This window comes from Nocardia flavorosea NBRC 108225 (genome assembly GCF_001613385.1).
Lineage (GTDB): Bacteria > Actinomycetota > Actinomycetes > Mycobacteriales > Mycobacteriaceae > Nocardia > Nocardia flavorosea.
On record NZ_BDCG01000012.1, the window covers coordinates 457228 to 472798 of the forward strand.

Below are 15571 nucleotides of genomic sequence, written 5' to 3' on the forward strand. Positions count from 1 at the left end.
ACGCTATGCCGGACCTCGCCCTCGCCGACGGCCCGGTGCCGACCGAACGTGGTGTATTCACTCGCGGCCCGGCGTCTTTTCCGGTGACGTTCACTGTCCCGAACCGCCCGGCGGACTGTTGAGATCACGTACCAGGTGAGGCCGGTCCGCTCCCACCGCAGGGATGCGGGCGAGCCGAATGCCACTCGGTCACCTCCTGGTACCGCGCACCGATATCGAACAGGGCCGGCTCGTGGTGCGCTGCCGCGGTGAGTTGCGCACCGATCGGCATACCCGAGACGGGATGGAAGCCGGCCGGGAACGCGAGTGTCGGGCCCTCGTGTAGCGACCACGGATAACTGAACTGCCCCATCCGGCGCGACTGGACGATCACATCGGCCGCACCCCCGAGCGGCGGCACATCGATGGGCATCGCCGGGGTGAGCACGGCGTCGACCCGGTCGAACACCGCGCTGAGCCCCTGCCGGAACTCGTCACGCCGACGCAGCGCCGCGGCGCGTTCGGAGTCCGGGATCCCCACCCCCAGCGAAATACGCTCGAGTGTCGCGGCCTGGAACAGTTCGGGCGAGCGCCGGAGGCGAGCGCGATGCCGTTCGGCGAGATCGGAGTAGATCAGGGTGTAGACGACATCCTGAGCGGACCGGGCACCCGGAATATCGATCGGGACCACCTCGTAACCGAGAGTTTCGAACACTCCCGCGGCGGTGCGCACCGCGGCGGCGACGGCCGGGTCGACATCCTCGGTGATGAAGAGTGCGGGCACACCGATCCGCTGCGCAGCCGGCACATCCGGCGGGGTTTCGCCCCGGAGCACCGCGAATATCCGGGCGATATCGCTGACCGAGCGGGCCATAGGGCCGACGGTGTCGAACAACTCGCTGACCGGATAGACACCGGCGCCGGACACCTCCCCTACGGTCGGGCGCAGACCGGTGACCCCGCAGGCCGAGGCGGGTAATCGGATCGAACCGCCGGTATCGGTGCCGAGCGCGGCATCCACCAGGCCGGCGGCAACCGCCGCACCGGAGCCGCCGCTCGAGCCGCCGGGAACCCGGCGCGGGTCCCATGGGTTGCGGGTCGGACCGGCCGCGGAGTTCTGGGAGGTCACGCCGACCGCGAACTCGGCCATATTCAGTTTCGCGGTCACCTGGGCGCCCGCGTCGAGCAGCCTACGCACGACCTCCGCGTGTTCGGTGGCCACCCGGTCGGCGAAAAAAGCCGACGCGCAGGTGCTGGGGACGCCCGCGACGTCGATATTGTCCTTGACCCCGATCCGCAGCCCACGCAGCGGACCGTCACCCGCGCCGCGAGCAGGCGGGTCGATCCAGGTGATAACGCTGCCGAACGTCTGCGCACCGACCGGCGGGGCCGGGCCGCGGTTGTCCGCGGCCCGGCCCCCGGTCTCATTCAGGACCTGCTCCCGGCGCGCAGTGCGGCGGTCGCCGTCTCGTCAAAGGTCCAGTCGGCGGTGTTCACGACGACCCCGTAATCGCGGCGGGCGTCCTCCGCGGTGAGGTATTCGTCCCAGACATCGCTGAGCACCTGGAACGGGTCGCGGGCGAACGGATCGCCGAATCCGCCGCCGGAGGGCAGTTTGATCTCGAGCGTCTCACCGGCCCGGATGGTTTCCTGCGTGACCTTGGAGAACAGCAGCTCCTCCCGATCGGTGCCGGCATTGCGGGTGAACGAACCGGCGACCCCGTCACGGCCGCCGAGCGCGCCCGCGGGCGGATCGGAGCGGTTGTCGGCCTCGGAGCCGAGGAAGGTGTCGGTTTCCATCAGCCATTTCCGCACGCTGCCGATACCGCCGCGCCATCGGCCGGGTGCCGGCGGTTCGTCGCGCAGCTCGTACCGAAGTGCCCGCATGGCGTGGTTGAGTTCGAGTTCTTCGATGGGGTTGTTGCGGGTGTTGGCCATCAACGCGTCGACGGCGTCCATACCGTCCTTGCCGTTGCGGCCGCCGTAGGAGCCCTCGTTGATTTCGATGTAGACCCAATAGGATTCGCCGTCGGCGGCCAGACCGGAGTAGGCGATCGCGCACAGCGCCGCCGACGAACCCGCGACCGCGTGCTCGGGAAGCACCGGCGCCAATGCCAGGTTGATCGAGTCGAGAACCCGGTTCACCTGGGAGAATCGCGCGAAACAGGAGGCCGGGAAATCCGGGTTGAAGAGGGTGCCCTCGGGGGCGTAGGCCTTCACCGGACGGAAGCAGCCGTCGTTCTGCGGGACGAAATCCTCGACGACGTCCTCGTCGAGCAGGATGGTGCGGATCGCCGAGACCGCCACCGGCAGCACCGATCCCTCGAACGGCACGTTGAACGCTGTGGGCACCTGATCGTTGGATCCGGTGAGATCGATGAGGATGTCCTCGCCCTCGACCTGCACCCGCACCGCCACTTTCAGTGGCACCCCGCGGTTTTTGCCGTCGTCGTCGAGATAGCCGATGGGTGCCTCGTAGCTGCCGTCCGGGATCTCCCGGATCCGGCTGCGCAGCATGTTCTCCGAATAGTCCATCCACCGTTCGGCGGCGCTCATCACGGTATCGAGGCCGTACTTCCCGAGCAGTTCGAGGAAACGTTTCTCCCCGATCCGCGAGCATGCGATGAGTGCCTCGAGGTCGCCGCGGTTCTGTTCGGGTGTGCGGACGTTGTCGAGGATGTGCTGGATCAGGTAGTCGTTGCGCACCCCGGCCTCGTAGATCTTCATCGAGTCCATGAGCTTGCCTTCGGCCCAGACGTCCACGACATCCATGCACAGGCCGGGGAAGTTGCCGCCGACATCGGAGACGTGCCCGGTGCAGCCGGCAAAACCGATATGCTCGCCCTCCCAGAAGATCGGGATGATCACGCCGTAATCGGGCGAATGCGCGGCACCGTGGTACGGATGGTTGTGCAGGATGACGTCGCCGGGCCGGTAGGTGCCCGCCAACCGGCGGTTGACACCGCGGATATAAGCCGGGATCGAGCCGCAGTGCATCGGCGTCGAATCCGATTCACACAGTTCTCGGCCGTTGATATCGAAGATTCCCGCACCCAGATCCTCGGATTCGCGGATCAGGCTGGAATACGCCATCCGGTAGAGGACCTGGGCCATCTCCTTGGCCATCGACTGCAGGGCGCCGCCGATGACCCGCAGGGTGATCGGGTCGACCTCGACATCGTTCCAGGTTCGGGTGGATTCGCCGGCGAGGGATACTCCGGTCGTGGGCATCAGCGCCTTGCTCATGCGGGCTTCCTCTCGATGATGATGTGGCCGACGGCGTCGACCGTGGCGCGCTGGCCCATGCCGATGATGGTGGTGGAGTCGAACTGCTCGACGATCGCGGGACCGTCGAACGTGTTCCCTGCCAGCAGCAGCGCCCGGTCGTAGACCGGGGTGTCGACCCATTCGGGTTCGGCCGTATCGTTCTGCCAGAACAGTGCCGGTGTGGTGGTCTTGATCGCGGCTGCGGCGTCGGCGGTGCCCTTCTCGATCTCGGCGATCCGCACATGCGGTACCGCGCCGACACCGGTGACGCGGACGTTGACCAGTTGCACCGGTTTGTCGTCGAAGCGCTGGGAGTAGGTCCGGCCGTGGGCGCGGTGGAACTCGTCGGCGACGGTTTTCACCCAGACATCGTCGATATCGCCGTCCGGCGCGGGCACCCGCAGCTCGTAGCCCTGACCGACGTAGCGGCAGTCGGCGCTGCGTTCGAGCGTGATGTTCTCGGCAGCGACGCCGTCGGCTTCGAGCCGGCCCACCGCCTCATGCGACAACCGCGCCATCTGCTCGGTGAGCAGGGCCATATCGGGATCGGCGGAGGAGGTCCACACCGTGGTGGGCACCTCGTACCTGATATCGGTGGTGAGCAGCCCGACCGCGGAGGTGATGCCGGGATGGCCGGGCACGATAACTCGCGGGATACCGAGCTGATCGGCGATCTGCCAGGCGAACAGCGGGCCGGCACCGCCCTCGGCGATCAGCGAGAACTCACGGGGGTCGTAGCCTTTGCGCACCGAGTGCAGGCTGATCGCCTCGGTCATCGAATGGGCGAGGATTTTGAAGATACCCATCGCGGCAGCATCCAGTGAAGTGCCCAGTTTCTCGGCGACGTGGGTCTGGATTGCGGTACGGGCCAGCTCCGGCCGGACCTCCATCGTCCCGGACAGGAAACTGTTCGCACGCAGCCAGCCCATCGTCACCATCGCATCGGTGGAGGTCGGTTCGGTGCCGCCGCGGGCGTAGCAGGCCGGGCCCGGTACGGCGCCGGCGCTGCGCGGCCCGACCCGGAACATGCCGCCCTCGTCGACCACCGCGATGGAGCCGCCACCGGCGCCGATGGTGTCCACCTCGGCCATCGGCACCATCGCGTGGTAGTCGCCGATCCGGGTATCGAGCAGATGTTTCATCCGCAGGGCGCCGTCGGGTGCCACGCCGATATCGGCGGAAGTGCCACCCACGTCCAGCGTGATCACGCTCGGGAAGCCGGAGGCCTTGCCGATGGCGCAGCCGCCGAGCAGACCGGCCACGACGCCACTGGTCAGCAGGGAGACCGGGGTTTCGCTCGCGCTGCGGGAGGTGATCAGGCCGCCGGCGGAGGTCATCAGATGAACATCGTCGCCGACCTGCTCCGCGGCGGCCTTCGCCGCGAGGTTCTCGATATAACCGGAGGTCTTGGGACCGATGAAGGCGTTCAGCGCCGCCGTGGAGAACCGTTCGTACTCGCGGTATTGCGGAGCGACTTCGCTGGACAGCGAAACGAACACCTGCGGGTATTCCTCGCCGATGATCTCCTTGACCCGGATCTCGTGCGCCGGGTTGCGGTAGGAGTGCAGGAAGGCGACGGCGATGGCGTCGACTCCCCGTTCGCGCAGCAGCCGGACCTGTGCGCGCACGGCATCCTCGTCCAGCGGGACGAGCACGTTGCCCGCCGCGTCGATACGTTCGGCCACGACCCGGCGGTTGCGGCGCGGTACCAGCTGCCACTTCTGCCACGGCAGGTCCTGGTAGTTGGAGTAGTTGAGCGGACGTTTCTTCCGGGCGATATGCAGCAGATCGCGGAAACCCTCGGTGGTGATCATGCCGACATCGCAGCCGTTGTGTTCGAGCACGATATTGGTCGCGACCGTGGTGCCGTGGAAGAACATCGCTATGTCGGCGGGGTCGATTCCGGCGCGTTCGGCGAGCACCCCGATACCGTCCATGGTGCCGATCGACGGGTCGTGGTTGGTCGACGGAGTCTTGTGGACCACCACCGTGCCGTCGTCGTCCCACAGCACGAGGTCGGTGAACGTGCCGCCGACGTCGACTCCGATTCTTTTCATCAAGATTCCATTCTTCCGGCGCCCACGAGGGAGCGGATGGGGACGGCCGACTGTGGGTGCCGTCCGCGAAGGCGGGGACCACCGCGCGAGGTGTTGGGAGCCATCGTGCTTCAGCGAGCCAGAGAATGCAATACCTCAGATGTTTTCGAGGTAAATTCGGGGTAACCTCCGAGAACTGCCACCAACTGCAGGCAATCGATGGCTTAATTAGCGGATGTTTTCTGCAATACGGTCGATAGCGGCCACACGGTAGGACCGGACGCGAACGCTAGGCTCGGGCGCGTCGACAGCCGATCGAAACAGAAGGGCCGATTCCGGTGAGCGAATCGACGACACATGCGCCGTCCGTCAGATCCACACCCGCGTACGCGGCACTGGCCGAGCAGCTCCGCAATCGCATCCTCTCGGGAGAACTCCCGCAGGGCGCCCGCCTGCCCAGCGACGCCGAACTCACCGCCGAGTTCGGCGTCGGGCGCAGCACGATTCGCGAAGCACTGCGGTCGCTGTCGAGCCAGAACCTGATCACCACCACCCGCGGCGTCACCGGCGGTAGCTTCGTGGCCGCCCCGAGCGTCGGCCACATCAGCGCGAGCCTCGAAACCGGCGTCGCACTGATGGCCGCCGCCGAAGCCGTCACCGTGGACCAGCTCATGGAGGTCCGCAATCTCATGGAGGTGCCCGCGGCGGGTATCGCCGCGTTCCGGCGCACCGAGGAACAGCTCGCCGAACTCCGCGAGGCGATATTCGATCCCGACGGCGTACAGGGTCCGGCGACCTTCGCCAAGAACCAGCAGTTCCATCTCGTCCTGCTGCGGGCGACCGGCAACCCACTGCTGGAGCTGATCACCGCGCCGGTGTTCCGGGTGTTGTCCACCAGGTTCGGGCGCGACGATGCACCCGGCGGCTTCTGGCAGTGTGTCGACCACGATCATCGCGCGATCCTGGAGGTTGTGACCGCGGGCGATTCGATGGCCGCCATCGATCTCATGCGCAGACATCTCGACCACCTGGGTGATTCCTACCGGCAGATGGACCGGCTGCGCACCGAATAACCGCGGGCGCCAAGCCTTCACCATCTGCTCTTCAACGCAGAATCTCCCCCGCACGCCCGCACGTATGCGGAAACCCGGGCTGTGCTCATGACTCTCGAGACCGCCGAGCCGGGGGCGCACACGATACGGCCCGGTTCCTGATCGGCGAAGCCGTCACCCGGCAGGCCGGCTCGTGGAACGCGCCGAAACTCCGGCCACGGGAGAGCGTCCGGATCGATAACCCCGGGATGCGCCTGCCAGGACCGTCCGACGACGGCGGACTGCCGAACCGATTCAAGCTTCCGCGGCCGGCACCTGTCGTTTCACCCGCCGGGCGTATCGGACGATCAATTCCCCGCTCGCCTCGATCGCGGCGCGGGTGCGCTCCGGGCGTACCAGCCAGGTCCGCATCGGGAACGCCGGCTCCACCAATTCGACCCACGGCCAGCCCGGTAGCAACCGGTGTGCGCTGGCCTCGCTGAGCAGCACCGCGTGTGAGCCGGTGGCGTCCGCGCAGGCCAGGGCATTTTCGACGAAGGACGCGAACTGCCAGATCGGTGCGATACCGGCCTCGTAGGCGACCGAGATCAGCCGGTCGTGTTCGGCGGGAATCTGTTCGCGGGCGTGGGCGAGGACGCGAAGATCGTCGAGCTCGACCAGCGGGCAGGTGACCCGTTCGGCGAGTGGGTGGTTCGGACGGACCGCGAGACCGAACGGCTTCTCGAACAGCGTGGCCGAGTGCAGGTTCGACGGCGGATGCTGGTGGACGATTCCGATATCGAGGCGGCCTTCCTGCACCGAGCGCAGTTGGACACTGCTGTTCGCATCGGTGAAATCGATACGGATATCAGGGGTTTCGTCGCGGAAGGCGTGGATGAGCCCGGTGAGCCAGTCGGCCGGGAGGCCCGGCGGCAGGCCGATGGAGATCAGTTCGCGGGCGGCCGAGGCGGAGCGCGCCACGTCACGGGCGGTGGCGGCCAACCCCAGTAGCTGGGCCGCGTGCTGGTAGAGGGCGGTGCCGGCAGGGGTCGGCTCCACTCCGCGCGGGATGCGTTCGAGCAGGTCGATTCCGCATTCGCGTTCGAGTTCTTTGATCTGCCGGGTGAGTGCCGGCTGCGACATCACGAGGCGCTGCGCCGCGCGGGAAATCGAGCGTTCTTCGACGACCGCCACGAAGTATCTGAGGTGCCGTAATTCCACCGGCCCAGCTTGCCATACCTACCAGGTATGCCCGGTCGCCGAAATGGGCATTGGACGCGAGGCAAAGGTATCCCTCAAGGTGTGACTCAGTCCACAGCTGTTCCCCGGCCGGCCGCCGGGAAGGGATAGGAGCCCAACGGTGACGCTCACAGAGCATGTCGATGTCGTAGTTGTCGGAGGTGGCGCCGGCGGAATCGCGGCGGCGGTCGGTGCCGCACGCAGCGGGGCGCGGGTGCGGTTGATCGAGCGGTACCCGTTCCTGGGCGGTGCGGCGACGAACAGTTCGGTGCTCACCTTCTGCGGTTTCTTCGACCAGACCCACGAGACCGTTGTCGCCGGGGTGGGCGGAGAGGTCTTGGACCGGTTGCGTGCTCGCGGGGTGTACGCGGAGAAGGTCATGGACTGGACCGGTAACCGGATCGTGCTGCTGGACGCCGAGACCACGAAGATCGTCTGCGACGAGATCGTCACCGATGCGGGGGTGCAGACCCGGCTGCATTCCACCCTGATCGGCGCGACGCGGCGCGACGGTGCGATCACCGAGGTCGAGATCGCCCACCGGGGCGGCAGCGAACGTCTCACGGCCGACGCCTTCATCGACGCCAGCGGCGACGGTGCGCTACTGGCGCTCGCCGGGGCGGCGGTACGCACAGTGGACCTTGCCGACCGGCAGACGAACACGCTCGCCTGCCGCTTCGGCGGCGTCGCCGAGGAGGCCGACCTCTCGACCGGCGGTATGCGCACCGCGGTGGCCGCCTACAACGAGGAAACGGGTGCCGACCTGCCCCGCGACCACGGGATCGCCGTCCGGCTGCCGGTCACCGGTGAGGTGATGGCGCTCCTGGTCGACGAACACTTCGACACCCTCGACGCGCAGCAGATCAGCACCGCGGAAGCCAGTGCCCGCGCGCAGTCCTGGCGCTATCTCGATGCCATGCGCAAGGGCATGGCCGGATGGCAGCAGGCCTACCTGGTCACGTCCGGCCCGCAGATCGGCATCCGGGAGAGCCGGCGATTGGTCGGCAAAACCATGATCACTGCCGGCGATGTGCGGGGGGCCCGCAAACGTCCCGGCGAATCCATCGGACGCTGCGGCTGGCCGATCGAGGATCACGCCGGTCCCGGGGTGACCCACTACGAGGAGATCGATGGCGGGCGCTGGTACGACGTCCCCTACGATGCCATCCGGTGCGCCGACACCGGCAATGTGTGGGGTGTCGGCCGGTTGACCAGCTCGGACGACGAGGCGTTCGCCTCGGTACGGGTGATGGGCACCGCCTTCGCCACCGGACACGCCGCGGGTATCGCCGCGGCGCAGTACAGCGAGGGCCGGTGCCACGATCTGCCCGGTATCCGCCGCGCCCTGATCGCGCAGGGGGCGATCGTATGAGCCGGCCGTACGCGACACCCCAGTATGCACAGCCGTCGTCCCGCGGATCGGAGTACACCGCATGAGCAAGTCAGGCCCGGAGACGGCAGCACAGCGTGATCACGCCGGCCCGCGGATGAGCGTCCGGCACTCCTCCGCCTACCGGTGGGTCGTGCTCACCATGTGCTGGGCGGCCTTCACCATGACCTCGGTCGACCGGTCGACCTGGGGGCCGGCCTCGGCGTCGGTCAGCGATTCTCTCGCCGTGCCGATCGCCGCGATCGGCATCTTCGCGACCTGCTACTACATCGGTTACGTCGCCTCCAACGCCTTCGGTGGCTTCCTCACCGACTGGCTGGGTGGGCGGATGATCCTGTCGCTCACCGGACTGGTCGCGGGATCGTTCATGATCGTTTTCGGCACCATCGAATCGATCACCGCGGGGTTGATCGTGCAGGGCATCGTGGGATTGTTCGCGGGCGCCGACTACGCGGGCGGGCTCAAACTCATCGCGACCTGGTTCTCGCCCGCGCAGCGCGGGTTCGCGATGGGTGTTTTCATGACCGCGACCTCGCTCGGCACCGTCATCGCCAACGCCGTGGTCCCCCGGTTGATCGAAGCCTCGGGTTGGCGCGAGTCGTATCACGTGTTCGGTATCGTCACCGTCATCATCAGCGTCCTGTGTTTCGTGCTGCTCCGCGATCGGCCGCGAGGAGTCACCGAGCAGGAGAGGCCGCAGAAGTCCCGCACCAGTGCGCTACCGAACCTGCGGCCACTGCTGCGCAACCGCGACCTGCTCCTGCTCGCCGTCACGGGATTCGGCGGACTGTGGGGCACCTACGGTTTCGTGACCTGGTCGAATACCCTCATGGTCAAGGCCAACGGTATCGATCCCGTCGACGCCGGGACGGTACTGGTGATCTTCGCCGGGGTGGCCGTGGTCGCGAAACCGATGGTCGGATGGGTCACCGACCAACTCCGCCTGGGCCAGAAACTGCCGATCATCGTAATCCTGGTCGTCTTCGGCGCAACGCTGCTCACCTTCGGATCGCTGTCGAGCCTGACCCAGTTCCTCTGGTGCGCACCCCTGCTGGGGCTGGGCGCCTACGCCTACTCACCGCTCACCGCCGCGCTGACCCCGGCCCTGGCCGGACGCGACCTGGTCGGCTCTGCGGCGGGTGGAGTCAACGCGATCTGGCAGCTCGGCAGTGTCGTGGTACCCGCGGTGGTCGGTTTCGTCTTCCACGCCACCGGTTCGTTCTACGCGGCGTTCATCGTGCTGGCGATCGGCCCGTTCGCCGGTGCGGCCACCTGTTATTTCATCCGATCCGACAGACCCCGCGCGAGCGGAACCTCCGGGCACACCGACCGCCCGGATCCCGCCGATCACACGGTCACCGTGTAGCCGATAAGGATCGGCCTCGCTGCCGGTTCGGTCCGGCAGCGAGGCCGATCCGCAGGGTCTGCGGGGCGATATGAACCGGCCGCGACCGCACCGCGATATCACCGCCGCCGAGACGCGCGAGCCGTCGATGCCGCGGATCGGGTGTCGTACAGTTCGGCGTTCACCGGGGACGACACTATCGACCTCCGGCGACCCGATCGCCGGTTCCTGCGTCGAGGCCGCCGGGTGGCCGGCGTCGGCACGGCAGGTACGGGATGCCCCGTACCTGCCGCCTATCCGTGCTCGACGTGTCGCCGCTCGGCCGCACGGGTCCGGCGCGGGAGGCTGACCAGCACGACCACCGCCATCACCAGCAGGACGGCCGCCCCGGCCGTCGTCGCCACGTGCATACCGCTGACGAACGATTCCCGTGCCGCGTGCACCAGGGCCGGGTCGTCCTCGGCGACATGGATGGTCTCGCCGATGGTCGCGGCGAAATCACCGCCGGACCGGAAGATCACCGCCGCCAGCGATCCCAGCAATGCCAGTCCGAGGGCGTTGCCGAGTTCGAAACTGGTTTCCGAGATACCCACCGCGGAACCGGCCCGCTCCGGTGGCACCGACGAGACGGCCACTTCCGATACCAGCGTGAACACGATCCCGTAGCCGACACCGGCGATCGCCGACCCGGCCACATACCAGCCGACTCCGCCGTCCACGCCGATACCGAACAGCATCAGATTGCCGATCGCGGCCGCCGCGAGCGCCCCCGCGAATGCGGCCCGCCCGCCCAGCCATTGCGCGACCCGCGATCCCGTCATCGAGAACACGAACACCGTCACCGCCATCGGGATACCGAGCAGCGCGGCGGCCAGGGGGTCACGGCCGGTGACCGATTGCAGATAGACGCTGGCCAGGTAGCTCAGCCCCGCCAGCGACATCATTCCGGCCAGGCTGGAGCCGATCGCGACCGCGAACGGCCCGTTACCGAACAGTCGCAGATCCAGCAGCGGTTCGCTGATCCGCCGCTGCCGGCATACGAAGAGGGTCAGCAGTGCGCCGCCGACCACTGCCGACACCAGCGCCACCGAGTCGGGACCGAATTCGGCGGCGTGCTTCACCGCGTACACCACCGGCAGGATGCCGCCGATCGACAATGCCACGCTGGGCAGGTCCAGTGGGCCCAATGCGGTGGCCCGGTGTTCGGGCAGCAGAATCCGTCCGAAGAACAGCAGCACCAGCAGCACCGGAACGTTGATCAGAAATACCGAGCCCCACCAGAAGTGGTGCAACAGCACCCCGCCGATGATCGGGCCGACCGCCGAACCACCCGCGAAGAACGCCGTCCACACGCCGATCGCGGTCGCGCGTTGCCGGGCGTCCGGGAACAGGGTGGTGATCAGCGACAGACTGGACGGCAGCAGGGTGGCCCCGCCGATGCCCATCAGGGCCCGCGCCGCGATCAGAACCTCGGCGCTCGGTGCGAACGCCGCGACTACCGACGCGATCCCGAACATCATCGCACCCGCCAGCAGGATGCGCCGCCGGCCGATCCGGTCGCCCAGGTTGCCCATGGTGATGAGCAGCCCGGCGATGAGGAATCCGTAGATATCGAGGATCCACAGCTGCTGTGCGGCCGACGGGTCCAGGTCGACGGTGAGTGTCGGCAGGGTCAGGAACAGCACCGACATATCCATCGACACCAGCAGGACCGGCAGCACCAGGACGGCCAGACCGAGCCAGGCGCGCCGCGAGCCGCCCGCCTCCGGCGCGGCGTGCACTGCCTCCACATTCGTCATCAACCATTCCCTTTCCCTGACGCGTACGGCGTACGCATGAGCCGGGGTACAGTGTACGCATGCCAGACCCGCTGCCGAACCCAGGTGTCCGATGACCGAACCGAAACTCACCAGGGCCGCCATCATCGATACCGCCATCTCGCTCGCCGACACCGACGGGCTCGACGCGCTGTCCATGCGGCGTATCGCCGATCGGATGGGAGTGGGCGCGATGTCGCTGTACCGGCATATCGCGAACAAGGATGTGCTGATCGCCGCCATGGCCGACGAAGTGGCGGGCCGCTACCCCTACCCGGCTGTCGAGGGCAAGAACTGGACCTGGCGAGACCGGGTCCGGATCGCCGGCGAGATCGACTGGGACCTGTACCAGCGTCATCCGTGGGTGTTACTGGCCTTCGCCACCCCCCGCTACGGTTTCGGGCCCAGCAGCCTCGCATGCCTGGCCTGGCTCGTCGAGGGGTTCCGCGAACTCGGGGTCACGACCCACGAGGCCACCGAGATGTCGTTCGCGGTCTGGAACTACATCTCCGGCGCCACCCTCCCCCACATCAGTTCGTCCCTGCTGACCCGCAAGGGTGGCGACAGCGCGGACGAGAACGGACTGCGGACACTATTGGCCGGCTACCCGGTTCACCCGACCCCGGCCGCACTGTCGGAACTGCACGGCACCGGCGACCAATTCGCCCAGCTGGACCTGCTGCACCTCGGCCTGACCGCTCTGTGCGACGGTTTCGCCCTCCGCGCCGGTCGAGCCGCCCCGGCAGCCTCCTCGACTAGCACAACGGGGCAGCCGATCCAGCGACGGTGACGGCCGAAGCCTTCGAGTCGGCAGCCTCCCTCGATTCGCGCCCGCGGCGGCTGCTCGATAGCTACTCGGATTCTGCACGAATACTGCCCGGGACCGACGCGCCGGGATAACAGCAAAGATGCAGATAGGACGTATTTTGCTGTCGCACAAGCTATTCTGCGGCAATCGGCCAACTGCTCACTTTTGTGGACGGACCTCGATCACCGATGCACACTCTATATAACGACGACGTTCGGCACCGATAGCCGAACTCGGGGGTGAGGCAACAGATATGACGCGTCGACCAGCAGACCGGCCACAGTTCATCGGCGGAGTTCCACTCACCACAACAGGTGAGGCCAGACTCCGGTCTGCGCGACTGGATGACCTGCCGATCCTGTCGGGAATGGAAAAGGTCCAGTTCACCGACTTGGCCTATCCGTTCTTCATCCTGCGTCAGCTGTTCGAACTGCACAGATCACACTGGGTCGTCGCCGAGGAGAGAGGCGTAATTCTCGGGTACGCGGTGGTCGGAGTCGACGGGCAGGGCTGCGCCTGGGTGCTGAGTATGGCTGTTACCGAACAGGCCCGCCGCAACGGCATCGCAACCCGGTTGCTGGAACACGTATTCGATCGCTGTCGTGACGCGCAGGTATACCGCGTCCGCCTCACGGTGCGTCAGGAGAACACCGCCGCGGTCAAACTGTACGAAAAGACGGGGTTCCGGCAGATCGAGCGCGACGAGAACTATTTCGGGACCGACGAGCCACGCGATGTGCTCGAACTCCGGTTCGAGCCGGCCCCGCGACGCTGGGACCATTCCGCTGCCGACGGCCCCCAATGGGTCAAACGGCCACGCGGCCAGCAGTTCTGACTCAGCTACTCGTTCGAGGGGACCCCTATGCCGGACAACTCTGCCGACCAGACCCCACCCGCGGTCCGGTCCATGATCGATCTGATCGGTCGTCAATCCGCTCACTACGCGCTGCGTCTGGAGGAGCTGGGAACCGTCCAGGACAACGGCAAACCACTCACCGAACGGAATCTGCTCGCCAACTTCCATCAGCGGGTCGAACAGGTCGTCGTCGAGTACGAGAAATCCAATGTCCCCCTGCGCGGTGACGCCCTCGTCTTCGAGCAGGTGCACCGGCCGAACCCGGAAGACCCCGATATCCTGCACGGTCCGGCCGCGAGCATTCGGAAACTGCTCGCACTGGAGGTGGAGTTCCGTGGACCGCGCCGGCTCAGCGGGACACAGAACATGTATCTCGCCGAACTGTACGAAGTGCTCGGCGGCGTATTGAAGAAGAGCGGCTTACCCGCGCACGCCGCACTCGCCTACAAACGCGCCACCTACTGTTTCGATGTCGCCGAAGATGTCACGGCCCAGGACCGCTGCCGTCTGGCACGCGCCCGGGCCAAGCGGCAGGCGACCATGCCGCGCTGGCGGCGCATCCCGGGCTACCTCTCGGATATGTTGTGCGGGTACGGGTTCAAACCTTTTCAGCTGCTCGCCTGGATCGCGGTACAACTGGTCGTGTTCACCGTTGTGTACTGGATATTGGAGGGCACGGAACTGAAAGGGGCCTCGCTGGCCGATGCGGCCAGGATATGTTTCACCAATTATCTCAATCCGGTGGGCGTCGACGGCCTCAACGCCCCCGCTCAGGTTCTCTTGCTGGTCGAATCCTGGACCGGGATCATCTTCCTGTCGGTACTGTTCGCTCTGCTGGTGCGCCGCTGGTTCCGGTTCTGAGGTCACAGGGTGTTCTCGTGCATGGCCCTCCATGTCGAGACCAGCAGCCGGTTGCGCATATGCCCGACCGTCCGAAGCCATTGCGCGGCGAGGTCGGGTTCCTCGGCCAGTTGAGCCCACAGGTCCCGCAGGCCCGCCGGTGTATGGGCGCCGGGAGCCCATAGGTGCGCGAGATGTTCCAGCACCGGAGCGAGAATATCCACGGATTCGTTCGTGCCCGGACCTGCCAGGTCGGCGCGCTCGACAGCGTCGGAGGCAACGGTCAGCAGCCAATCGTGGGCAGCGAGATCCTCACAGAAGCGTTGCACAGCATCGAGTTCCGACTCCGTGGGCACAACGATCAGCGCCGTCCTCGTCATATCGTCGTGTACTCGGAACGCCACCTGTGGCCGCGTGAGATCGCCCACCCGGGCCGCCCAGCGCAACCGGAGCGTACCCGCCCGCAGCGGGGCTTCGTTGTCCAGCCTGCGCAGCCCGATTCGGCCGAGGAGCCGGTCGGTCGGTGAGGTCAGATCCAATGCCGGCGAGCTCGGACGGTCGCCGAGAAAACCCTCCGCCAGGCGTGCGGGTGTCTCATGGGTGACCCTGGTCATCACCTCGAGAACGCCCACCCGGCTCAAGTAGTGGAACCATCCCTGCCGCTTGTCCGATGCCGAGCGGGTCGCCGAACACCGGGCCGAACTCTGCACGATCCGTCCCCCGACCACGGTCGCGCGCAAGGCGATGGTGCCGATCGCGCGCACGGCCGGATGCCGCGCAACAGCGAGACCGCAATCCACTCCCTCGGCGATCGGCGGCGAAATCCCCAGCGATACCGGCCGTTCCCGCCATCGCACGCGATGGTCGGGGCTGAGTTCGAGGAGCTCTCTGACCTCCCCGTGCTGTAGGGCGGTGGCCGTGGGCAGCAGGGAAGTGCTCACCTCACCGAACATTGCCAGGACG

General features: G+C 66.9%; 12 protein-coding genes. 6 read left to right on the forward strand and 6 right to left on the reverse strand.

Features of this window, described 5'->3' with window-relative positions:
• Nucleotides 1-124: 124 nt before the first annotated feature.
• The 3 genes from NFL01S_RS15120 to NFL01S_RS15130 are packed head-to-tail and all read right to left on the reverse strand — an operon-like array spanning nt 125 to nt 5303.
• The gene (locus tag NFL01S_RS15120) at nt 125-1411 is read right to left on the reverse strand and encodes an amidase (protein WP_210744820.1); all 1287 of its coding nucleotides are present in this window, start codon (nt 1409-1411) and stop codon (nt 125-127) included.
• Nucleotides 1408-3225 (reverse strand): hydantoinase B/oxoprolinase family protein, encoded by a 1818-nt coding sequence (locus tag NFL01S_RS15125; RefSeq protein ID WP_062975620.1) that lies wholly within the window; start codon nt 3223-3225, stop codon nt 1408-1410. The genes NFL01S_RS15120 and NFL01S_RS15125 overlap by 4 nt, the downstream gene beginning before the upstream one ends.
• Entirely contained in the window at nt 3222-5303 is a 2082-nt protein-coding gene (locus NFL01S_RS15130; RefSeq protein WP_062975622.1) for a hydantoinase/oxoprolinase family protein, read from the reverse strand. Before NFL01S_RS15130 ends, NFL01S_RS15125 begins: the two co-directional genes overlap by 4 nt.
• Before the next feature lie 317 nt (nt 5304-5620).
• Between NFL01S_RS15130 and NFL01S_RS15135 the strand changes: the two genes are divergently transcribed.
• Complete coding sequence (locus tag NFL01S_RS15135) at nt 5621-6355, forward strand: FadR/GntR family transcriptional regulator (RefSeq protein WP_062975624.1); 735 nt, start codon at nt 5621-5623, stop codon at nt 6353-6355.
• A 273-nt stretch (nt 6356-6628) separates the two neighbouring features.
• Here the strand turns inward: NFL01S_RS15135 and NFL01S_RS15140 are convergent, their stop codons facing one another.
• Nucleotides 6629-7534, reverse strand: a complete 906-nt coding sequence (locus tag NFL01S_RS15140) for a LysR family transcriptional regulator (protein WP_062975626.1) — start codon at nt 7532-7534, stop codon at nt 6629-6631.
• 139 nt (nt 7535-7673) lie between these two features.
• Between NFL01S_RS15140 and NFL01S_RS15145 the strand changes: the two genes are divergently transcribed.
• Both NFL01S_RS15145 and NFL01S_RS15150 read left to right on the forward strand, forming a co-directional pair.
• On the forward strand, nt 7674-8924 hold the full coding sequence (locus tag NFL01S_RS15145) for an FAD-dependent oxidoreductase (protein WP_062975628.1): 1251 nt from the start codon (nt 7674-7676) through the stop codon (nt 8922-8924).
• Nucleotides 8925-8985: 61 nt separating this feature from the next.
• On the forward strand, nt 8986-10308 hold the full coding sequence (locus tag NFL01S_RS15150) for an MFS transporter (RefSeq protein WP_063915947.1): 1323 nt from the start codon (nt 8986-8988) through the stop codon (nt 10306-10308).
• Nucleotides 10309-10580: 272 nt separating this feature from the next.
• Here NFL01S_RS15150 and NFL01S_RS15155 read toward each other — a convergent pair whose 3' ends face one another.
• Entirely contained in the window at nt 10581-12086 is a 1506-nt protein-coding gene (locus NFL01S_RS15155; protein WP_062975630.1) for an MFS transporter, read from the reverse strand.
• 91 nt (nt 12087-12177) lie between these two features.
• Between NFL01S_RS15155 and NFL01S_RS15160 the strand changes: the two genes are divergently transcribed.
• The 3 genes from NFL01S_RS15160 to NFL01S_RS15170 all read left to right on the forward strand — a co-directional run bounded on the left by NFL01S_RS15160 (nt 12178) and on the right by NFL01S_RS15170 (nt 14629).
• The gene (locus NFL01S_RS15160) at nt 12178-12894 is read left to right on the forward strand and encodes a TetR/AcrR family transcriptional regulator (RefSeq protein WP_062975632.1); all 717 of its coding nucleotides are present in this window, start codon (nt 12178-12180) and stop codon (nt 12892-12894) included.
• Between the two features lie 271 nt (nt 12895-13165).
• Nucleotides 13166-13747, forward strand: coding sequence for a GNAT family N-acetyltransferase (locus NFL01S_RS15165; protein ID WP_084492692.1), 582 nt, complete (start codon nt 13166-13168; stop codon nt 13745-13747).
• A gap of 27 nt (nt 13748-13774) precedes the next feature.
• Nucleotides 13775-14629 carry a hypothetical protein gene (locus tag NFL01S_RS15170; RefSeq protein WP_062975636.1) on the forward strand — a complete coding sequence of 285 codons (855 nt, stop codon included), beginning with the start codon at nt 13775-13777 and terminating at the stop codon, nt 14627-14629.
• Between the two features lie 2 nt (nt 14630-14631).
• Here NFL01S_RS15170 and NFL01S_RS15175 read toward each other — a convergent pair whose 3' ends face one another.
• Nucleotides 14632-15549, reverse strand: a complete 918-nt coding sequence (locus NFL01S_RS15175; RefSeq protein ID WP_157116549.1) for an SCO2521 family protein — start codon at nt 15547-15549, stop codon at nt 14632-14634.
• Nucleotides 15550-15571 lie beyond the last annotated feature (22 nt).